General features: G+C 39.3%; 24 protein-coding genes. 2 read left to right on the top strand and 22 right to left on the bottom strand.

The window, feature by feature from the left end; translation table 11 throughout:
• Positions 1-260 precede the first annotated feature (260 nt).
• From ACK4HU_RS19200 to ACK4HU_RS19230, 7 genes are all read right to left on the bottom strand, one after another.
• Complete coding sequence (locus ACK4HU_RS19200) at positions 261-878, bottom strand: response regulator transcription factor (RefSeq protein WP_409809345.1); 618 nt, start codon at positions 876-878, stop codon at positions 261-263.
• A gap of 52 nt (positions 879-930) precedes the next feature.
• Positions 931-2877: a histidine kinase dimerization/phosphoacceptor domain -containing protein gene (locus ACK4HU_RS19205; RefSeq protein ID WP_409809346.1), complete on the bottom strand. Its 1947-nt coding sequence runs from the start codon at positions 2875-2877 to the stop codon at positions 931-933.
• A 73-nt stretch (positions 2878-2950) separates the two neighbouring features.
• A complete protein-coding gene (locus ACK4HU_RS19210; protein WP_409809347.1) occupies positions 2951-3313 on the bottom strand; it encodes a hypothetical protein in 363 nt (120 codons plus the stop codon).
• A gap of 82 nt (positions 3314-3395) precedes the next feature.
• Positions 3396-4244 carry an alpha/beta hydrolase gene (locus ACK4HU_RS19215; RefSeq protein WP_409809348.1) on the bottom strand — a complete coding sequence of 283 codons (849 nt, stop codon included), beginning with the start codon at positions 4242-4244 and terminating at the stop codon, positions 3396-3398.
• 88 nt (positions 4245-4332) lie between these two features.
• On the bottom strand, positions 4333-5637 hold the full coding sequence (locus tag ACK4HU_RS19220) for a hypothetical protein (RefSeq protein ID WP_409809349.1): 1305 nt from the start codon (positions 5635-5637) through the stop codon (positions 4333-4335).
• Positions 5638-5639: 2 nt separating this feature from the next.
• On the bottom strand, positions 5640-6431 hold the full coding sequence (locus ACK4HU_RS19225; RefSeq protein WP_409809350.1) for an outer membrane lipoprotein-sorting protein: 792 nt from the start codon (positions 6429-6431) through the stop codon (positions 5640-5642).
• Positions 6432-6478: 47 nt separating this feature from the next.
• On the bottom strand, positions 6479-8770 hold the full coding sequence (locus ACK4HU_RS19230) for an efflux RND transporter permease subunit (protein WP_409809351.1): 2292 nt from the start codon (positions 8768-8770) through the stop codon (positions 6479-6481).
• Positions 8771-9128: 358 nt separating this feature from the next.
• Between ACK4HU_RS19230 and ACK4HU_RS19235 the strand changes: the two genes are divergently transcribed.
• Positions 9129-10190: a serine hydrolase domain-containing protein gene (locus ACK4HU_RS19235; RefSeq protein ID WP_409809352.1), complete on the top strand. Its 1062-nt coding sequence runs from the start codon at positions 9129-9131 to the stop codon at positions 10188-10190.
• A gap of 112 nt (positions 10191-10302) precedes the next feature.
• Here ACK4HU_RS19235 and ACK4HU_RS19240 read toward each other — a convergent pair whose 3' ends face one another.
• The 11 genes from ACK4HU_RS19240 to ACK4HU_RS19290 all read right to left on the bottom strand — a co-directional run bounded on the left by ACK4HU_RS19240 (position 10303) and on the right by ACK4HU_RS19290 (position 18456).
• Positions 10303-10842, bottom strand: coding sequence for a cupin domain-containing protein (locus tag ACK4HU_RS19240; protein ID WP_409809353.1), 540 nt, complete (start codon positions 10840-10842; stop codon positions 10303-10305).
• A gap of 693 nt (positions 10843-11535) precedes the next feature.
• Complete coding sequence (locus ACK4HU_RS19245) at positions 11536-12684, bottom strand: sensor histidine kinase (protein WP_409809354.1); 1149 nt, start codon at positions 12682-12684, stop codon at positions 11536-11538.
• 58 nt (positions 12685-12742) lie between these two features.
• The gene (locus ACK4HU_RS19250) at positions 12743-13795 is read right to left on the bottom strand and encodes a B12-binding domain-containing protein (protein ID WP_409809390.1); all 1053 of its coding nucleotides are present in this window, start codon (positions 13793-13795) and stop codon (positions 12743-12745) included.
• 2 nt (positions 13796-13797) lie between these two features.
• The gene (locus ACK4HU_RS19255; protein ID WP_409809355.1) at positions 13798-14094 is read right to left on the bottom strand and encodes an antibiotic biosynthesis monooxygenase family protein; all 297 of its coding nucleotides are present in this window, start codon (positions 14092-14094) and stop codon (positions 13798-13800) included.
• A gap of 277 nt (positions 14095-14371) precedes the next feature.
• The gene (locus tag ACK4HU_RS19260) at positions 14372-15175 is read right to left on the bottom strand and encodes a glycosyltransferase family A protein (protein WP_409809356.1); all 804 of its coding nucleotides are present in this window, start codon (positions 15173-15175) and stop codon (positions 14372-14374) included.
• A gap of 77 nt (positions 15176-15252) precedes the next feature.
• The gene (locus ACK4HU_RS19265) at positions 15253-16032 is read right to left on the bottom strand and encodes a capsular polysaccharide synthesis protein (RefSeq protein WP_409809357.1); all 780 of its coding nucleotides are present in this window, start codon (positions 16030-16032) and stop codon (positions 15253-15255) included.
• Between the two features lie 40 nt (positions 16033-16072).
• The gene (locus ACK4HU_RS19270) at positions 16073-16474 is read right to left on the bottom strand and encodes a type II toxin-antitoxin system VapC family toxin (protein WP_409809358.1); all 402 of its coding nucleotides are present in this window, start codon (positions 16472-16474) and stop codon (positions 16073-16075) included.
• Positions 16471-16719: a hypothetical protein gene (locus ACK4HU_RS19275; protein ID WP_409809359.1), complete on the bottom strand. Its 249-nt coding sequence runs from the start codon at positions 16717-16719 to the stop codon at positions 16471-16473. Before ACK4HU_RS19275 ends, ACK4HU_RS19270 begins: the two co-directional genes overlap by 4 nt.
• Positions 16720-16893: 174 nt before the next feature.
• The gene (locus ACK4HU_RS19280) at positions 16894-17349 is read right to left on the bottom strand and encodes a hypothetical protein (RefSeq protein WP_409809360.1); all 456 of its coding nucleotides are present in this window, start codon (positions 17347-17349) and stop codon (positions 16894-16896) included.
• 14 nt (positions 17350-17363) lie between these two features.
• On the bottom strand, positions 17364-17720 hold the full coding sequence (locus ACK4HU_RS19285; RefSeq protein ID WP_409809361.1) for a hypothetical protein: 357 nt from the start codon (positions 17718-17720) through the stop codon (positions 17364-17366).
• 145 nt (positions 17721-17865) lie between these two features.
• Positions 17866-18456: a hypothetical protein gene (locus tag ACK4HU_RS19290; protein WP_409809362.1), complete on the bottom strand. Its 591-nt coding sequence runs from the start codon at positions 18454-18456 to the stop codon at positions 17866-17868.
• A 239-nt stretch (positions 18457-18695) separates the two neighbouring features.
• Between ACK4HU_RS19290 and ACK4HU_RS19295 the strand changes: the two genes are divergently transcribed.
• Positions 18696-19004: a DUF3784 domain-containing protein gene (locus ACK4HU_RS19295; protein ID WP_409809363.1), complete on the top strand. Its 309-nt coding sequence runs from the start codon at positions 18696-18698 to the stop codon at positions 19002-19004.
• Between the two features lie 204 nt (positions 19005-19208).
• On the opposite strand, the gene ACK4HU_RS19300 is transcribed toward ACK4HU_RS19295, so the two are convergent.
• From ACK4HU_RS19300 to tnpA, 4 genes are all read right to left on the bottom strand, one after another.
• Positions 19209-19670: a hypothetical protein gene (locus tag ACK4HU_RS19300; protein WP_409809364.1), complete on the bottom strand. Its 462-nt coding sequence runs from the start codon at positions 19668-19670 to the stop codon at positions 19209-19211.
• A gap of 68 nt (positions 19671-19738) precedes the next feature.
• Positions 19739-19951 (bottom strand): DUF2281 domain-containing protein, encoded by a 213-nt coding sequence (locus ACK4HU_RS19305; protein ID WP_409809365.1) that lies wholly within the window; start codon positions 19949-19951, stop codon positions 19739-19741.
• A gap of 42 nt (positions 19952-19993) precedes the next feature.
• Positions 19994-20143 (bottom strand): hypothetical protein, encoded by a 150-nt coding sequence (locus tag ACK4HU_RS19310; RefSeq protein WP_409809366.1) that lies wholly within the window; start codon positions 20141-20143, stop codon positions 19994-19996.
• Between the two features lie 449 nt (positions 20144-20592).
• Positions 20593-21042 carry an IS200/IS605 family transposase gene (gene tnpA / locus ACK4HU_RS19315; protein ID WP_409809367.1) on the bottom strand — a complete coding sequence of 150 codons (450 nt, stop codon included), beginning with the start codon at positions 21040-21042 and terminating at the stop codon, positions 20593-20595.
• Positions 21043-21707 lie beyond the last annotated feature (665 nt).

Raw genomic sequence — 21707 nt, forward strand, 5'->3', positions numbered from 1 at the left:
AGCCAATCGGAAAAAAAACAATAATTCTAATGTCAATATCAGGTAATATCTAAATATTATTATTCTCCATATCAAATTAAGATTTAATACTTCTGTGGGATTTCTGTCAATTGGTTAATCCTTCTTTTCATCGATTTACAGTCCAAGATTTCAATTAGACCTATTTTGTCAGAAATAATTAAGTAGCAGCTAACTAAAATAAATTACGGGCGAAAAAAACAAAACACCCTACTGATGTGACTTGTCGTGTCAGAATTTTTTTATTTGCCCATCATAGATTTCAACTTCACCAGTAATTCAACCCGGTTATGAGCCTCTATTTTCTCGAATAGGTTTTTCAAATGAAATTTTACCGTGTTTGTACTTATAAAAAGTGTCTCGGAAATTGTTTTGGTAGACATCCCCTTAAACATACAGGATAATACCTCCCTTTCTCTGGCACTAAGTGGCTCGGGGAGTTTCTTGTCAATCAGTTCGAAATCCAATTCCCGGTTTTTATCAGCTTCCATTTGAGCCAAAGCCAGCTCAATAGTTGAAAATAGCTGCTCCTTATTGAATGGTTTCACAATGTAACCAAGAGGAGATGTCTTTTTTACTTGTGCCAAAGTTTCCCTGTCTGAATAAGAAGTAAGGAAGATAAATGGGATTTCGTACTTGTCTTTCAAGAAATTTGCAATTTCCAGTCCATCTATTCTATCCTGTAGATTAATGTCGAGCAAGACCAAGCTTGGACTATGGGTATTTATCATTTTAAGTCCCATTGAGGCTGAATAGGCGGTTCCACAAACTTTGTAGCCATTCAATTGGCATAGGTCGGCTATATCCTCGGCTATTAAAGGTTCGTCTTCAATTATCAATATACGAGGAGCTTCATTCATGCCTTAGGTTCATAATTATAGATTTGATCCTACCATGTACACTTGGATATTTCTATCCAGTACGTCTGCTGATCAATTCCTTTTTATATTTATCTAATGTTATCTGTATTTCAGTCCCTTCACCGAGCAAGGTTTCAGAAGTGGCCTCAAGTTTTTTTAGGAAGGTTTGGATCAAGCGATTGCCAAAACCCGCTTTTGTGGATTTATGATCAAAACCTATCCCGTTATCCCTAACTGAGACTTGAAGCTTATCCTCCCATTCTTTGATTTTCACTATTATTTTACCACCATCTTTTCCTTCAAAGGCATACTTGAAAGCATTTGTAATGAGTTCATTGATAATCAATCCCAGAGGTATCATCACGGAAACATCCAATGCGATGTCATCGATATCCTTCTCAATTGAAATATCGAGGTTTTTGTAGTTGTAGGAAGCCAGGAGATTGCTGCAGAGGTTGTCGATGTATTGTGGCACGTTGACCTGACTGAGGTTGCTTTCTGTGTACAGATGGTGGTGAATGATGGACATAGACCTCACCCTGCTCTCCCCTTCTGTTAGCGCAGCAAGAGCCAATGGTTCATCCACATATCGGGACTGAAGCTGTAGCAGACTGGAAATAATCTGAAGGTTGTTTTTGACCCGATGGTGGATCTCTTTGATGAGGAATTCTTTTTCTTCGAGCATTTTACTGATGATGCCGTTCTTTTCTTCCAGCTTTTTGATGCTTCTTTTTCTGTTTTTATATAGTATAAATATCCCAAGACTGGCCATTAAAAATAGGAATGCCGCTGCCGCAAAAAGGCTTTGGTTTCTTTTGGTAATCAATTGGTCTTTTTGTAAAAGTTGAATCTGATTTTCCTTTAATTCGGTTTCAAACCGAATATTGAGCTCAGAAATCTGTTGGGTAATCTCCTGATTTAAAATGCTATCCGATAAAGTATTCAGGGCTTTATAATATTGGGCACTTTTTTGAAAATCAGTTAAAAGCTCATAAGTTTTAGCCAGACCACCGGTGATTTTTTTTTCTAATTCCAAAGAACTAACGGCCTCTGCAAGACCCATTGCCAGTTGAAATTGAAGAAGTGCTTTTTGTCCTTCATTTTTTCTGACATACAGGTTACCGAGGCCGACGTAACTTTCAGCAAGGTCTTTTTGATGTCCCAAATCCTGCCGCATTGAGATACTTTTAAGAATAAATGATTCCCCCTCACCAAGATTTCCTTTTAGAATCTGTAATTCACCCAAATTGAAATAGCTATGGCCCAGCATGTATGAATCACCAGTCTCCTCAAATAATGCTAGGCCTTCCCGATACATGCTGTCGGCCATATCCAGATTATTCAATACCGAGTAATAATTGGCATTATTGGCAATGCATTGTCCCTGTCCATTCTTGTCCTCAAGCTCGATGAAAATGGCCAAAGCCTCCTCGTTGTAGGCGATGGCCTTATTGAAATTCTTCATTTTGCTGTGAACTGTGGCAATCACGGATAGGGTATTGGCTTCTGTTCCTTTCAGGCCCAGTTCCCTTGCCAATTTCAGGTTATTTAAAAAATCATCTAATGCACCAAGGTAATTTCCCATTTGCATTTTGACGATACCGGTTTGGTAATAAACAAAGCAAATTTTTTGCATGTCCTCTTTTTCCAAAAAGAAATCGTGATAGGTCGCAAAGTGGTTCAATGCTTTCTGGTAATTTCCCAGGTTCTTGTGGGCAGTGCCAAAATAATAATTCACATGGGCCAACAAATCCTCATCATTCTCTTGTTCAGCCAATTCCCTGGCCCATTCCGAATATTTCAATGACCTCGGTGGATCAGAGCGGGAATACGCCCAAGCTAAATCGGTAATGGATTTGAATTTGCTTTTGTGATCTGAAATAGTTTCAAGTGCTGATCTGAGCGAATCAAATTCTGAATCCTGCCCAAATGAAGAAATTTGGACACCAAAAGTGAACATGCTCAATGCCGCTAAGAATAAAATATCCCTGCTGTTCATGACTTTTTGCTAAAATATCCAATAATTATATTTTGTAATTTTCATTTTTATTGTAGAACCGATTGATGATATTTTAATTAACAGAATTAAATTTATGAAATTTGCAATAAATGAAATTTCTGATAAGAGTTAAAAAATCAATTAAGTACACTTTAGTACAAATAAGATTTACTCCTGGGGATTCCAAGAGTCTTTGCTGATCCTTGCTGCCATGGTCGCTTATTTTTTCAAATGCCTTATCTTTACCATATACCTTTTGATTCTTATAGCTCACATATAGTTTCCCACCAACTTTTATATCCATCTGATTGGATTTTTTTTTCCTATCAGCACCTTCCGCTGATACAAAGGCATCTGCGGCTATCAAGGAATCTATTTCTTCTAAGGTGTTTTGATACAGTAGTAAGCCTACCTGATCGTTGTTTGGATTTTTCATCAATTAATCATTTAATATTTCCAATACCTTTACTTCCAGTATTTTTGAATGAGTGCCCTTTTTTCACTATCAAGCAATATATTTAGCTTTGTAAAAAATCGATCACCACTTTTCTGACGTTGTCGCAGCGCAAATTATGTCCCAAACCATGGGTGAATAATGAAGCGGCTTTTGGGATGGATTCCAGAATGAGATTGGCTTCTGTAGTGGGCACGACAATGTCCTCCCTATCTGCTATCAGCAGTACCTCAGGTTCATCAAATCTCGAAATATGGTTATTTATCGAAAAATAACTCAATGGTCTGCCGGAATAGTCAGGAATCCAATTTCTGGTATCCTCTAGGACTTTTTCAGAAATCCCTAAGCACCGGGAGAATTTGCTCATCAGTGCATCGCAATTCGAAAAAGTACTCATTAATACAAATTTTGATTTTGCAAACTGTTCCGATGATGATTCGCTTGCGGCTATGACTCCAACCAAACTTCCCATAGAATGGGATACTATTGCATGCCATCTGGAACGAGTTTGGAGAACCTGTCCTACACACTTGATGTAATGTGGCACAGAAAGCGTGTATCCCGGTGAAGTGCCATGACCCGGAGCATCCATTACTACAACTTGAAATCCTTGACATACCAATTCCTGCACATAATCCATCCATCGCGCTCCTCTGCTACACCAGCCATGAAGGAGTAATATCGGAGGGCCCTCGCCAAAAGTAAACGTGTAGAACTTGTGTTTTTCACAATGGTGAAGCTGAGCTATTCCACTTTGGTAGAAGGCGCGTTCCTCATTTCTAATCTTTCCCCTTAAAGACAGCGAAAGCACACCCATAGTTAGTTTACAAGCAGTGAGGGGATTGACTTTATGTACTGCATTGATGGCTTTGCCGACATTTCCAATATAGCTTGGAAAAAATTTCTTTGTCATCAGTTTTGCGTTTTCCAGCTCTTTCAAAGTTGAACAAGTTGAACTTTCCAACCTGTTGTTCCAAGTTATTTCTGATTGATTCATTTTTTTAAAAAGGGTAATAGGTTAAATGAAAATGGAGCCGGGAGTTGTGTCCAAAATTGCCGAAAAAGCTCCGGGAACTTCCAGTAAGGAAATCTGCTCCTGATTTTAAGCTTATTTTATCTGAGGGCCGGAATTGGATAGTGGGAGCAAAATAAAAACCATTTGTCACCATGTCTGCCACGCTGCGCAGCTCAATGCGCCAGGTATAGGTCAATTGAACCATGGCATCCAATAGAAAGGAGCTTTGAAAGATATGGTCCAATTCTGTCGGCTTGTATTTTTCATCAATCCATGAAACAACTTTGATGTATTGAGCCATGATGCGCAGTTGCCGCTCAGGATGCTCCATTTGCCAAAATCTATCCGTTCCCAGAGATATGAAGCTGTATGGGTCCTTACTCAAGTTGCCCGAATTGTCAAATCGCTCACTGTTTACATGTGCCAATTCTGACCATACATTCCAGGAACCCAACCAAGAAGAGAAATTAACCGCTCCGATGTGGATGGGACGATAGTCAAGTTTGACGATGTAATCATTGGGATTTTCCACAGTACCCTGCATCTTAATGCTACTTACAGGAATATCATTGTTAGCGGAGAGCCATTTCCCCTTCACCTCCATAGCCCCAATCTGGGAGGATACTGAAATCCCAATAGTTGGCAGATGGGTATTGAAGACATATTCATTTCCGGTATAAAATACATCCAATTCGGAACCGGGAGAATTGGGGATGGGAAGGCTGCTTGGCAAATCAATCCAGCGGTTGTTTTGTAGATGTAATTTGGATCGGTTATCAGGCTGGAAGGCATGCAATTGTAATTCGGTCTTTCCCAAACTTAATCTGGTGTCGATCCCCCAAAGTCCCAGCCTTTCATTATCGGTGTCAAGAATATCATAATAATCATATCGATTGGCCAAATCCAAAGCACTGTATCCGGTAAGTGTCCCCCATTTAATTGTTTGTTTGCCTACGGTTAAAAACATCTTTCCTTTTCTACAGCTCACAAATGCCTCATTGACCCATAGTCTGTTACGGCTTTGCACATGTGCATTAGTGTTGCCTAGCACCGTTAACTGCCCTTGAATCTTTTCCTGATAGGAGGATTGAAGGCTCAAAATACCCCTGGCTTCGGCCTGCCAGGTGCTGCTGCTGCTGGCTCCTCTGCCTTGATAAAAGTATCTTCCAAGAGAATAAATGGAACCCGAAAAATTGGTTTTCCAAGGATCATCATTTGCTTTCTGGGCATTGACATCCAAGAGTATCAATGTAAAAAATATCCCCAAAATGGTTTGAGTCCACTTTTTCATGACTATCTGGTTTCCAGCCAGGTTTTGGTGAAAATAGTTGCATTTATCCCATTATTGATAGCAAAGGCTTCATAGATGACTTCGGTTTTGTTTCCTGTTTGCACATTCTCAAGCTCAATTTTATGGGCCCTGTATATGGAAGTATTGCCAATAGGCCTGATGTCAAGTGCAGTATAGGTTTTCAGCAGACTGCCTTTTTGGTCAAAAAATTCAGTTCTTAACATCAGATACGTTTTCTGGTCAATCCATAAATGTCTTTTTCCATATTGGGTCAAAGTTCCATCTATGGGTATAGCCTCAATCTTAAAAGCTTTTTGGCCGTTTAGACTTTCTTCTCCAAGCATCCTATAGTGGAATTCTCTGATATTTTCAGACAGGTAATTGGAAAGGTCCTCATAGGTCATTTCCGTACCCATAAACCGGTCTGATTTTTTACTTGGAGAAATGCGCTTGCTACTTCTGACGGCTGGCAGGTATAGCCATTGTTCATCTTCTTTGCCAGGTTGTTGAACAGTCAAAGTTGCCGTTCCTGCCACATCCGCTGGCGAGACAAATTCCAAAACCAGGCTGTACTTGTTTTCTTTTGGGTCATTGCTTCGAATGTATTGTTGAAGCGTCCTAGTCTGTGTTCTTCCGGTCCTGCTGATATTGGTATAGGTGAGTTTACCTGTCAGGTTTTCGATCGCAGTAGCTTCGAGGTATTTATCGATGACAGTAAGGGCATCGGCGGAAGATTGTCCCATGAGCATGGAATGCAGGAAAAATCCAAGAAAAGTGAAGATTATATGTTTCATATCTATCATATGTTTTTAACCCATTTTGTTTTTTTTTTAATATGTACTCAATTCAATACCTTAGAGGCCCTTTCATCAACTGGACTGCGTTTCTCGGCAATGAATGATTTTTTGGATAATACCACCGGAAAGATCAGCATGGTGTTCAGGAAAATCAGTACCATGGAAAAGGCTAACAGCCAGCCGAAATGCTGCACGGGTAAAAATCCCGAAAATGAGAGCACTGAAAATCCAACAATATTGGAAACTGCATCAAAAGCTATGGCCCTCCCCGTGGTTTGGCTGGTTTGGATAATTGCCATATCCGCGGTTCCTAGTTGTCGGTGAGTGTAAAAGCTATGTAAATAATGGATTGAAAAATCGATCCCAATACCAACGATCATTGCTGTCAGCAAGGAAGTACTGATGCCTAGCCTAATTCCAATGAATCCCATGATCCCGAAAACCATGATAAGGGATATTCCGATTGGCAGGATTGTCAGAAAGGCTTTTGGAAAAGATCTGAAAATCATCAAACACACTCCAAACACGATAAAGATTGCCAGGATGATATTCTGGATTTTGCCTTTGACAATATAGCTGCCCAATGAAATGCGCTGCATCACATCTCCACCAAAAAGCAGTTCAACCTGATCCTGAGAAAAGGATTTGTCTTTATGAAGCAAAATCTTCTCATAGAGTTGCTTATGCACTTCCGGATCGGAGGATTTCAAAAACACCTGGATTTTGGCTTGGGCAAAATCCTCCGTCCTCAAGGCAAAGACTTCATTGGGTGTAGCAGACATCTCATGAAGCATCAGGTATTGGGCGATGTCAGATTGTGAGATTTCAGCAATATTTCCAGTGTCCAGCTTATCCCTGAGGTGTTGGACCACATCCACATAAGAATGTGTGTAGCCTATCCTGTCTTCATCTTCCAACCATGACTTAAAAGCCAGCATTTCCCCAAAAAAATGCGGATCCTTGATGCCATCGGGGTTTCCTGTGTTTATTACCAGGTCCATTACCCTAACTCCGCTTAACTTATCATTGAATGTTTCGGCAGCAATCCGTCCTTTGTGTGTGCTCGGGAAAAATTTCAAATAATCATCTCCGATATTTATCTTGGTACTGAAATAGAGGAAAAGTGGCAGAATTAGGATAAAGCCCCAAGTCAGCTTTTTCCGGTGTTTTTGCGCCAAGATTGTGGAATTAGTGAGTAGTTTGACAACAATGCTGTCTGGATTGGGCTTGTCCTTCGGTACCTTCACCAAGCTGCACAATGCGGGAAGAAGGGTCAGACAAATAAAAGTGGCCAAAAGAAAGCCAACTGCTCCAATTATCCCGAACTCCTTCAGAGATGTGACCTTAAAGATGAGTAAACTCGCCGAACCCAGAGCGGAAGTAAGTCCAGTCAAAAATATTGGTGTACCCACACGTTGAAATGTAGCTATAACGAGCGCTTTACTGTCTGTAAATTGCCCTGCTAATTGGTAATAAGTATTCATAAAATGGATACCATAGGATGATGCCACTGCTACCATAATGACTGGAAGTGCATTGGAAACCACTGTCACGGGCAATCCCAAATACCCCATGGCACCCATCGTCCAAATAATACTCATGATTACCATACTCACTGGCAGCAAGACTCCAAGAACCCTTCTGAAACAGATATAAAAACCGATAAAAATGATCAGAATGGCGATCGGTATAAACTTACGGGAGTCTCCACTAATTCCTCTTTGGACATCTTCTACCAATAAAGGTGCTCCCGTTGCATGGATAGTATAAGAATCTCGGTACTCGGAGATGATTTTTTCAACAGCCTCATATACTTGACCGCCATCAAATCCATCCTCAAGGCTCGCTGCAATGACGATAAGCTGACCATCCTTTGAAACAAGCCTATTGTTAATGAGTGCGTTGTTTTGAACATCCTCCTTCAATTGCTCCCAAGAAAACTCATCGGCTGGCATTTCATCAAAAAAGCCTCCGGTTTCCAATCCCCATTCTCTGTTGCTCACGTTTTGGATTGTGGAAAGGCTCAAGATTTCATCCTTCATGACAAAAGGCACATTGGCTAGAGCCTCCGAAATGGTAATTATTTTTGAAGCGATCGATGGAGTGAATACATTTTCTGCTTCAATCCCTAACAAAAGCACGCTTCTTTCTCCAAAATCCTGATTGATTCGCTCGATATGTATCTGTACAGGGTCATCGGATGGAAGCTCACCTGCAAAGCTGTTTCTTGTTTCCAGTTTCTTGATTCCCAATCCAAAAAAAACCGAAACCAACAATAGCACTATCACTGTCGTTTTGGGATAGTTCCAGCTAAAAGAAAAGGGAGATTTTAACATAATCTGTTGGCGACTTTAAGGTGGTATTCACTTTGGCATCAGGGTAAAGAGCTTAAAACAATAGCTCAGTGACCTTTACCTTGATCTTGACAAATTTGGCCTCGCCATGAATGAAAAGAGCCACCCGAATGGGTAGTTTTTGGTTATTTCGCAACCGATTAAAAATTGAAAAATTGATAATTATGTAGATACCCTTTTGGGCCTGTAGTCAGATTTTCCACAAGTTAGGGGCGGTAAAACCCCTGCCGGCATGCAGGGTAGACCTTAAGTCAGCCTTGATGAATTTTTGGAAGCAATCCTTATTTTGCTTTTAAACCTTTTTGTATCGCTATAAGTCAAAACGGTAAAAATTAAATCGATGAAGTTTTTCCCACACCTTTTGGCTTTTCTTCTGCTAGCAATGGTAGGTTGCAACTCAGATGATGCCGATCCAGATCAGGCGATGTATTTCCCTCCATTGACAGGTTCGGAATGGGAAACTTCCTCAGTTTCCAGTTTGAGTTGGAATGAAAGTCAGGTGCCTGCATTGATTGATTTTTTGGAAGAAAAAAACACCAAGGCTTTCCTGATATTGGTTAAGGGGGAGATTGTCATGGAAGAATACTTTGGCGGACACAAAGCAACCGACACTTGGCAGTGGAACAGCGCTGGTAAGACGTTGGTGGCGGCTACCACGGGGATCGCTCAACAGGAAGGTTTGCTGGATATCAACACTCAGGTTTCCCGATATTTTGGTACAGGCTGGACAAATATGCCGATAGAAAAAGAAAATCTGATTACCTCCAAACATCTCCTGAGCATGACTTCAGGAATCAACGATGAGAACCAGTTTGTGATCAGACCCAACTTAACCTACCTAGCTGATGCGGGCACTCGATGGTCTTATCACAATGTCTTCCAAAGGTTGATGGATGTGATATCAGCGGCAAGTGGGCGTAAATTCGATACGTATTTCGACTCCAAACTAAGGGATAAAATCGGGATGGATGGAACCTGGAATTTTGGGCTTGTTTTTAACATATACCATAGCACTGCTCGAAGTATGGCAAGATTTGGACTTCTCGCACTCAATGAGGGGAAGTGGGTTGATGCTCAAATAGTCAGTGAGGAATTTTTCAAAGAAAGTATCAGGAGCTCGCAAGACCTAAATCCCGCTTACGGTTACTTCTGGTGGCTCAATGGGAAATCCAAGTTTATGCTTCCGGGTAGCCAAACTGTCTTTCCTGGGTCTTTGATACCGAATGCCCCCGCAGATATGTATGCCGCTATGGGAGCAGAAGACCAACGAATCTATGTCGTACCGAGCAAAAAACTGGTGATCATCCGAATGGGAAGAGCCTCCGATCCTTCAAATCCAAGTTTTGCTTATTCGGGTTTTGATCAAGAGCTCTGGCAAAAAATCAATGCTGTGATAGATTAAGCGTCCTTATTTGGTAGGGATAAATGGTTATGCTCAGTTTGACAAAGTAAGTTTGAGAATACATTTTTCTATTGTTATTGCCTCTTTTTATACCGTTAAAGTGAAAATCCGTCTACACAATAAATGCAGACTTAGATTTAGCTTTTATTTGTCCGAATGTTTTGCCAATAATAGCTATAAAAGGAAATAGGGTTTGTTGAACGAAAATAGCGGGGTCTTCTAACAGGTATTCATCTTTGACTTGTCTCAAAATGTAACAACCGTCAAATGTGGTAGGGTCCTTGGTACCTGTGCGATTACAGGCCTCAAACATCTCCGTAAGAAAATATTCAATGCTGAGTGGTGGAGTAAAGACTCCTTTGAATTTTATTACGTCCCCGTCAACAGAGTAGCAACGGTGAGGCGTGTTTGCTGGCACCGTGAAAGATTGCCCTGGTTCAAGTATGATTTTTTTATCCCCACAGTCAAGACCAAGCCGTCCTTCAATTGCTTCAAATAACTCAGTCTGGAGAACATGCCGGTGTAAAGGTGGTCCCTCACCATCGGCTGGCAGGATTGTAATTACCTCTACAAATTCCCCCTTAGAGTCCTTTGATGTAGTGATAAATGTGATGGTTTCACCGGTTGCTTTAAGTTCAATTTTATTTTCCATAAGTATGTTTTTGTAAAGTTTGCGTTAGCTCCCTCGCCCCACTATACCCTATGGTTTTTTTATTGATTAAAAAACCAATTCTTCACGTTTAAGTAATGTGTACCCAAGTAAATTGATATTCCGAAAATGATTAAAGAAACAGGTAAGACTCCAATTGTTTGAAAGAAGGTGAGTTCACCAATTAGTACTCCTAACCCTAGAAATGAAGTAATGGAGCTAGCGAAATTCAAAATTTCCACATGATTCTCATGAATCTTCGTGTTTGAATTATTGCTCAATTGGGGATTATCAAAAACCTGTAATAGAAGCTTCCCAATAAATCCAAAGGCAAAAAGGCATATCCAAACCAGGACTATCCCGTCCGGAATTTCAAGGGACCGTCCAATAAGTAAAGGGAGAAAAAAGCCTGCTAGTGCTGAAATAGCCTTTGTTAATTTCATGGAAGCTGAGGATCAGTAGAAATCAAGCTAAGAAAAAAATTTCAAAATCGGTATCAATATTCTGTTTTATAGCAGGTTAGTGATCCTATTGCTTCAATTAGGCCTGTAAATTCTGTGTTAATTGTTGAAAAAGTGGTCAGCTTGAGGAGATACCTAAAGCTTTAACCTAACTGATTTTGGAAGGAGGGAGGTTGAATGGCTTCATGTCAAGGGGAAGCTTCATTCCTGTTCGAAATAAACATCCAAGTGGATCTCAAGGCTTTTTTACAGAGATATGAAACGAACTTCCTTTGTCTTTCTCTGATTCAAGCCAAACGACTCCTCCCATTTTTTCTATACTTTTCTTGACCATCGCCAATCCCATGCCTGTACCCTCGTATTGCTCCTGAGGATTTAGCCGTTTAAACAAATTAAAGACATCTTCCATGTGGTTTTCGTCAATTCCAATCCCATTGTCTTTGACCGTTATGATAAAATCAGAATCCTTTTCCTCTGAATAAATAGAAATGATCGGGGTTTTTCCCTCTTGAACAAATTTAATTGCATTGGAAATCAGGTTTTGAAATACCTGCCGAAAGCCCGTAAATGAGCCCTGAACGACAGGAAGTTTTCCAGAGTTGATTTTGACTTTTTTAGCTGTAATCTCTGATTGTAAAATCTGTTGAACATCCATGAAAACCCTATTCAAATCCACCGTTTCGGAGGTCTCCAAATTCGATGATTGATGATATTCAAGTAAATCAGACATCATCGCATTTAATCGGTCTGCGCCTTCCAGTGCAAAATCCATGTAGGATTGTCCTTTGGGATCGAGACTGTCTCCAAGCTTTTTTTGAAGTAAAGTCAAAAAGGATTTAACCATTCTTACCGGCTCTTTCAGATCATGTGAAACAGAGTAAGTAAACATGCTCATATTCTCATTGGAGGCCTTCAGTTCATTATTCAAAAACTCAATTTTCTGGTTTTTACGAATTAACTCACGCTTATTATTTATCAACTCATTGTTGAGTGAAGAGAAGTCATTCAAAAAGCTTTCATTCATTTTTTGCTTCTCTATTTCTTGTAATATGGTACCCGTCTTTTTTTCAATAAGCCTTATTTGGTTTGCCTGCTCATTATTTATCAACATAATTTCCTCAAGTGCTTTTGATGTAGAGGTCAATTCAGTATTGCCACAAATCACAACTGAATCCTCTAACAAATAGCCTGAAAATATATAGTTGATTTTTTTATCATTATAGTTAATTGTAAGTGCTGTATTTTCCACCATGGATTTTTCCTGAATTGCCAGCCAAAAATTACCCAAGGCACTAATAGAGATTGGCGATACAATACCATGCAATCCAATGGGGAGCTTAATATTTTCTAACAGGGATCCAGTATCCAAATATATTTTTTGCAAAGCGCCTTGTTTATTACAGGATAGGATTAGTTTTTGATCATTTATTGTCATTCCCATGTTATTGATTTACTAATTCATTTGCTGTGAGGACTGCTTGATTGGCATTTTGTGCGTAGGCATTAGCACCTATTTTATTCCATAGACCGTGGTTAGTAATAAATGGATAACCTCCCACCATTACTTTTAGATTGGATAATTCACTAATGCTCCGTATTTTCTTTATTAAGTAAGCTGCTTTGCTCACATGTGTGGGAAGAGTCACTGAAAGCGCAAGGACATCTGCCTTGTATTCGATCAAAGATTCCAATAATTGGGGGTCAGGCATACTTGCGCCAAGATAATAGGTATCCCATCCACCCATTTCAAAGATATCGGTTACCATTCGAATCCCCATTTCATGTAAATCACCGGCAATAGAACAGGCCACTAATGTTTTTCCTACGCGAGCGGTTGAAAAAATAGTTTGGTATAAACCTGACATGATCTGTTGAGTCGCCGCTGTACAATAGTGCTCATGGGCAACTGTTATTTTATTACACTGCCATAATCTACCTACCTCATATTGTGATATTTGAAAAATGTGCTGGTAAATATCTATGATGGGTGTATTTTGTTTAATAAGGCTATTAACTAAATGTGTTGCCTCACCTCTTTTTCCCTGCAACAAATACCCTAAATAGGCAGTGACTTCTTTTTCCAGCGGATTGTCATTTGTGATAAAGGATAGGTCGTCTCCAGAATTACTCTTTAATTTTTCCTTTGCGGCATCCACAAATTTCTTCGTCTCAAAGGAAAATTCGGTACCAAGGATTTCATGAATGGCGAGCTGGACAAAATTCAGGTTTTGGTAAAGGTCAGACTCTGGAATATTTCTTGATTTTAGCATGGCTGCTGCCCAAACAATGTAATTGGAATACATATCCGGGTGATTTAAAGTCATTGCTTCAATCAAAAAATTGAGATGAAAGGTAGCATCCTCATGACATCGGTGTTTTCCCAATTCTCCGTACCGCTTTATCAAATCGGGATCATGTTCAAAATGTAAACTGGTTATATAATTGGCCAGTTCGCTAGATTTTTCAGCAAGAAGTTGAATGTTAACAGTATTCATATTCAACTGCTGATGTGCTCGAATTTGGTTAGTTCCCAACTTTTGGAAACTAGTTTCAGTCCTTTTGGAATATTAATATGTGATTCCTTTAAATGATTACGATGCCAGTATTCAAAATCTTCGTCACTTTCCCAATAAGTTATCAGGTGAATTTCTGCGGGGTTACTCAGTGGACTTAAAACATCAAGCCGCACAAATCCTTTTGCTTGTTCAACTAATCCAGGCCGCTTTTTAAAGGCTTCCTTTACTTCTTTTTCCAATCCATTTTGGATTTCAAATTTGCTTATTGATGCGATCATTAAAGTTTATCTAGTCAATAATACAGCCACCAATAGCAGTAATATAATTTAAATTAGGTTTGTCCTCTTAGTCAACTCTGAACAAGTTTAATTTCTTTGGACTATTTATTGTGGAGCGTAAATCCAATTCTTGAGATGAATTTTAATTTACCATAACTCAGTTTGAATCCCCAAGATGAGTAAAGAAAGGGCTAATTGCGTAGTTGTTGGAATAAAAGTTTAACTGGTCAGGTAAAATAGTTAACAAATGTGAATTGGTCTGATTTATTGCAAACCTCTATTTTTTACCGAAAAAATCCTTGAATAAGTTGATCAAAGGAGACAAGGATCTTTGGTAATGCAGTGGCCCGTTGATCTGCGTAGTCAAGAAATCCAAATGCTTAGAATTGATAAGGGCGATTGTTTTTTGTTTGGATTCTTTATTGGTTGATTTTCTTCTTGAATTTTTGCGGATTCGATAGAAAAATCCTGTCTCGGGTAGCTTTACTACCTCGCCTCCGGACTTGAGCATATTGATCCAAAATTCCCAATCCTCCCATCCCCAAGTCATTCTTTCATCGTAACCTCCCACTTTTTCCCAGTCCTTTTTCCTATAGAAAGCTGACACAAAAATCATGTTATCCATGGATAATGACCTTAAAGAGAACGGTTTGAGTTTCCACTTTCCCGTCTTGTCTCCAAATTTCTCTGCTTCCGAGTAAACCACCTTTACTTCCGGGTTTTCCTCCAAAACCTTTATAGCATTTTCGATATAGGTTGGAGAGATCAGGTCATCTCCATCCAAAGGGAGGATATATTTTCCCCGTGCTATTTTGATCCCTTCATTTCTTGCTTTGGCAGGTCCAGAATTCTCTTGGATTATTACTGATACTTTTTCAGGGTATTTTTCCTTTAGTTTCAGCGCAACTTCCGCAGAACCGTCTTTACTTCCATCATCGACAATAATTATTTCTACTTGCTTGAAAGTACTGTTAATCACAGATTCAACTGTTTCACCAAGGAATTGGGACAGGTTAAAAATTGGAATTACAATGCTTACGATTGGGTTACCCTCCATAAAAGCAAATGTACTTGAATTCAAATTATTGAAACCCCGATTTTTTATTAGGATAAAATCTTATGGTGTTTACCATGTTTTCGGGAAGGAAAGAAATAGAATCATCTGTGGTAAATGCCTGCATTCTTCTCCTCGTCAACCGGAAGCAAATTTGAAATATGATTTTTATAGTGATAATTGAGGGGGTGAAAACAGTTTCCAAAAAAAGTCCATTGTAAGGGATAGTTTGGGTTTTTGCCTTTGATGCGAAACTCAATAGTTTTGAAAATTTTAATTAATGGATTACTAGCCTCAAGTTTTTTTTCCCGTGGATGAATTCCCGGATTTTTTTTCAACATTTCAAAATGAACATCCAAATGGGCTCCCATAGTATTAAGGAGATCCCGACTTAGTGGAGTATTAGGTCTGCCAACCCATGCTATTGCGGACACTAGCTCCTGCCAAAAATCCGGCATCCACCTTCCATCTTGATCAAAAACTTTGGCCGGCCCGCCTTTGACTTCAGGTTTGCCTACCAAATAGAAATTCGGGTCTGAAAAGTGATCCCAAACTTTTTCATAATTCATCAATGTAGCCTTGATATCGTGCCATCCTCCTCCGTAATGATGGAGCAAGTAAGCCCTCAAATAGTCAGACTGATGAACAGCACTCAAATACTCAAATGCCGGATGTAAAGGATTTTTCTTTTGTACAAAATCAATGGCATTTTCTCGATTGACCAAACAAACCGTCACCCCGATGTTGGTCAGCAATACCTCGAAGCTTTTAGACCTTGACTCATTCATCGGACCTCCCGCCCAATAGCACCAGATTACTTTTGGTACTCCATGCTTGAACTCCAAAAGTTCAAATTCCTTTTTGCTGTTTATTAGTGCTGGCATGAAGATTTTGATGAATTAGGGTAGTGGATCTGATTTTTAGTTACCATACCACACTTAAGCCACTTTCTTGATAGCGTTTAATATTTTCATCATCAGTGATGAAAGTCAAATTGTGTTGTAAGGCTTGCCAGATAAGTATTCTGTCAAATGGATCCTTGTGAAATGTGGGTTCCAACTTGTAAAAACTACTTGCGTCCTCAAGTGTCAAATTTAATTCTTGAAATTCGAAATGTTGATCAAAACCTGCTTTCAAAGTTTCAGGGTTGTGACCCTTCAAATCCAATTTTTGGGATTGGTATTTTAGGCTAATTTCCCAGAAACTGATGGCACTGATGTAAATTTGACTTTCTCCATGGAGTAAAATTTCCCTGATTGTTTTGCTGATCCTAGTATCATCATAGGCCATCCAAAGAATGACATGAGTGTCCAGCAAATATTTCATAGGCCCATTTCTTCAAGTTCTTCATTAGACCATTGGAGATCCTCTTTTTTGACGATTACTCCAAGCTTGTTAAAAAAACCCAACTTTCGTTTCAATGGCTTTTTGGACGTAAAGTCCTTACCAAAATAGCCTACAAGTTCACCTGACTTTCCTTTGATGACTTTGATGGTAGTTCCGTTTTTGATGAGTTCAACGACTTCGGAAAAGCGCGCCTTAAATTCCCCGATGTGCATAGTTAATGTCATGTTAATCAAATTAATGCATTAAGATACAGTGAACTTGACAACTTGTCAAGAAAAACACGGAAACCTAAATTGAGGAAACTAGGAAATTGAAATATAAATTCGAGTTTATTACATTTCATTTTTTCAATTGTTCAAATAATTGTAAAGACCTAATGCCAAGAGAAAGTGAAATTTTTAGCAAGGACTAAAGTTGTATTGTGAATTGGTTTTGACTAGAAAATTGTAATACCATTGTCCAGCCAGGATAAGTCCTTCGTTTCCTAAAAACAAGGATTGGTATTTTATTCTCCATCCTCCGGGGAAGCTTGGAGGATTGAAATTGAGGCTTTCAACAGTTGTTTCCTTCAGAATATTCCCTTCAGGGGAAAATTGAATCAAATGAAAAAAATTATAAAGAGATTCATCATTTAAGAATGGTTTGGAACTAGGGTATAATCTACTGCTGGCCACGAGCCAGATAGTACCATTTGGCAGTTGAACAATGTCGTGGAAATCACTGAAAAACAGACGGTCCTGAAACTGAAGTTTTTTGTCTTCGATTTGATTTCCTGATAAGTCGTACTTTTTCAGAGAAATAGAATTAAAGGCAATTTCACGAATAATGGTCCAGATTTCCAATTCATTTTCCACCTTTATGGGTCGGGTTACATCCGAGGTGCCGGACCCGAAGGATTTTTTCCACAGCGTTTTAAGTTCTGAAATGGAGCTTTATACTTCCCTGAAGTCAAATCAAGGCTACCAATATCGGGAGAGAAGTAAAAATTCAATTCCTTTAGATCGATTGGTTTGTTGTCTCCCGCGTCCACTGAAATGCTAATTTCTTCTTCGGGACAAAGCAAAACGTCTGAAACTTTCAAAGTGAAATAAACGCCATCAGGTAATCTGGTAATTGGAGGCTGTGCTGTAGGATCGGGAATAACCGGAATAGGCTCTTCCTCGCACCCAAAGAGGAAAAAAATCAAGGGTAGCCAAATCCCATTATATCTCTTGTTCGTTATCATATCTAAAAATTGTAGTGAATGATACTAATTTAGGCTGTCTTCATCAGTCTCGGAATCAATCCTTACTTTTTTTGGAAAAGATTTTGGCGAAAAATGCGAGAACTTATCTGCTTGGATTAAATTATTGCCAACAACCTTAGGTAAATTAGTTATCTGTCTTTGCAGAACGATGAAGCATGGTAACTGGTTCTTTCTCGTTATAGATTGCAATTCTGTCTACTCCAAATCCCTGAGATCTGCCAGCAATATAAAATTCATACAAACCAGGCTTCTCAATGTCCCAGTAAGTGTAATCAGGCCCCCAAGTAAGCCATTGAAAAGAATCCACAGCATGGTCTCCCACACGACGGACTGGCAATGGCCAACCTTTGATATGTACCCAAATATCATTGTCTCCGTCTTTTTGCAAATGGTGGTTACGCAGGTTGATCCGATATCTGCCTGCTGCTTTTACTTCCACAGGAATTACGAGCCAGTTTTCAGGATTTCCTTGCAGCTTACCTTCAGTATCAACCTCCTGTCCATGGCCACTTCCTGACACAGGACCAACATACTTTAGGTAGCCAGTTCCAGTGCAGTTTATTCCCTCCTCAATAGGAATAAACATCCAAAAGGAGCTATATGGTAAATTCTCGGCCTCGAGTAGCAGGTATCCCTGCTCGTTGATGGGATAGGGTCCGTTTTGAGCGAATGAAAGCGCCGGAAGAAAGAGGAGTAAGAGTGAAACTAATCTCATGGGATAAGAATTTTAGATAGCTTAACATCAATGAGATTCAATTTAATATAATTTCCGAAGCGACTTAAGCTAAAAAAAACAGAAGTAGGCCACGCCTAGTAGGTCAGCACAGATTTGTAACTTATTGATAAAAGAGAAGCCAACGCCTAGAAGTCAATTGAAATTCTTTATTCTAATTCATTTGAATTTATCCTCTTGTTAACTAAATTTTGAAATTAATCATTTAAAAAGAATAGGATTTGGAGACATTAATAAAAGGAACATTATTTTTGATCATAGGTCTAACCGTTAGAGTTTTTCCTAATGTATTAGCAGGTTATAGTAGTTTATCACAAAGGGAGAGAGAAAATGCCGAGAAAAATGGATTACAGTTCTATGGCTTTCTACTTTTTAGTTTAATGGGGGTAGTAACTATTATTGGATATCCAGTATCCATTTGGCTTGAAAAACCAGAATTGAGTTCAGGAATTCTGGTTATAGTGACTATAGTTGGGATTGTCGTCGCAGTTGTCGGCGGGAATGTATTAATTAATAACCGAATTAGGTAAGCTAGCCCTTTTAGATTGGGTTTTTGAGTTAAAAATTCGTTATTATAGAAGAGCAGGATTGAGGCTAAAAAATGCTTCAGTGATCTTGATAGCGAAAGGGCCAGCTTGCAGGGTCGGAAATCTCCACTAGGTTCCGCCCCAAAGCGTTAGCTTATCAGGAAGAAATTTGACTACGGCTAGCGGGTAGATATCACTCAAGTAGGTTTACCAATCTTGCTCGTCAGAAAATATCACCTCAGGTTTATCGTCTTTCCTCTTCGGCCAAACACTGAAAAGGGTAACGTCATTATCTTCTACCTCATAACCCATAATCACCATTCCTGAAGTGCAAAACTCGTATTCCAAGAAAAGAATTTTCTGATTGTTGTCTCCAATTTTTCTGTAGGTCTTGAGCAGTTTGAAGTCTTTGGGTCCATTACACAACTCGACGAAATAACCTTGAAGTCTCTCTATGGACTTAGCCTTGCTTTGTTCGACCATTTCTTTAGGCATATTCACAGGTAAGACCATCGGGTGATTTGATAATTTCTCGGAATTATCAAGGTTGTTGAAAAACGTGTTGGCATCTTTTTCTGCCAGTTGCTCTACTGTTTTGGATTGACAGCCAATGGTCAAAGCAAAAATGCATGCGAAGATGAGTTTCAAAAGTGTGGTTTTCATTTTCATGGCTGATCATATTTAAGTTAATTACAACTTTGTCTTGTTAGGTACTGCCATATTAATCAAATAGTTCATCACATATAAACTTTGAACTCATCCAAAGGGGCATCAAAATCTTCTGATAGATGTATTTTTCCTTTTAAGCTTCCAAAAGATGGTTTTTTGACCTTAGATTTAGGCTTCGTTTTTTTGGACTTTTCTACTAAAAATTCAATAAAATTCTTGGCTTCCTCTTTAAGTGCAGGGGGAAGGGATTCAAGTTTTGTGAGGAGGGATTGAGAAGCCATTTCAAAAGAATTATAGGTGAAAATACGGAATTTTATCTCTTTTCAGTCCATTCCTTTCTGATTTACGGATCTGCTTTGAGTTTTAAGATTTTGGACTTGCTGGCGGGCCATCGCTAAGGTAACTGGCGGCTGCTTGGATAGCTGTTCCATACCTAACTTAGCTCTTTCGTAAAATGATAGCTCTGATTTCATTTTTAGCTGGTTTTGCATTTAAGCAATGGTACACTTTGGTACGAACTTAAGAAAAACTGGAAGGGTTCAAAGAAATCAAAAGTGGGGCTGCGAATTATAAATTCGTTTTGATAGTCGAGCAGGATCGAGCGTTAAAAAAAGCTTTAGTAAAGCTTTTAGCGAGAGGCCAGCTTGCAGGGTGGGCAATCTACGCTCAGGCCAGTGCCTATTTTGTAATTGGTCGTGAAGAGATTAGATTACGCCTAGGTGTGCAAACTCATTGTCCGACGCCAAACTACGCTCAGAGGGGCACACAGGCGGGAACTACGGCTAGAGATCACATACTCTTAGTTAAGTCCTTGGAATTGCGGATTAGATCCGAAGGATTGTGACCTTTCATTACTTCCGGTGACTGAAAGGAGCCGGAGGCAAAGATTGTAAGAGAAAATGAGAGCCCTGAATGGGTGATATTATTTCAGAAAAAACTTCTCATCTATTATAATCCCCTGTTCTGACAAAAGTTTTCTATATTCTTCTTCAAAGGTCATATTCCTATGATGTTCCTTTTGCTTTTTGATGTAGCCGATTATCATATCTTTTTCTTTGTATGAAACAGCGAATATTCCATATCCTTCCGCCCAGCCTTTAAATATAGGGAAATGGCCAGACTGCTTTATCCAGCCGCTGGAGAAGGATTTTACATCTCGGACAAAATCAGAAACAGAGAAAGTAGGGTGAATATCAACCAGCATATGAATGTGGTCTTCAACTCCGTTTATTTGAAAAAGTTTTGAATTTTTGTTCTTTACAATTCCCCAGATATAGTTGTATACTTCTTTACAATGAAGATCATTAATCGTTTTTTCGGCTCCTTTAGTATGAAAAACGAGATGGTAGAATAACTGCCGGTACGAACTCATGAAAATTGATTTCTTATTGAATTGAATTTACAAAAAGTTGGGATAGAAAGGAAAAGAATTTCACCCCTTCAGGCCTAATGTCCTATGCTTAATGCTTTTACCACGGGCTTCACACGCGGTCATGAATGGTTGGGCTCCTTCGGAGCTGAGGCATCAATGCACAAGAGGTTTGATGGTACTTTGACTTTAAAGAAAATCCGAAGGATTGTGACTTTTCATGACCTCCGGTGACTGAAAGGAGCCGGAGGTAAAGTTGATGGTAAGTCTTGAGAGCCCCGAAGGGGTGATTCTATGAAAGTAAGTAATATGTTTCACCCCTTCGGGGCTATAGTCCTGTGCTTAATTCTTTTACCACGGGCTGCACCCGCGGTCATGAATAGTTAAGCTCCTTCGGAGCCGAATTCCCAATTTAGTTAGTCAACTAGTCATTTGGAATGGATGTATCGAATTACAAATTCATTTTGATATAAAGGCGTAGTTGCAAACTACGCCTAGCCCAGCGTTCAAACTACACTTAGATGGGACTACGCTCAGGCAAGTGCCAGACTACACTCAGACGGGGAAGTCATTCTGCTTTGATAAATCTGTGAAAAGCAATTTTTTATCCTGAAAACCCCTCAATCCTACTAGAAATTAACTGATGTTGAGTAGCTTAAACCATTAAT

The organism is Algoriphagus sp. (assembly GCF_046296635.1).
GTDB lineage: Bacteria > Bacteroidota > Bacteroidia > Cytophagales > Cyclobacteriaceae > Algoriphagus.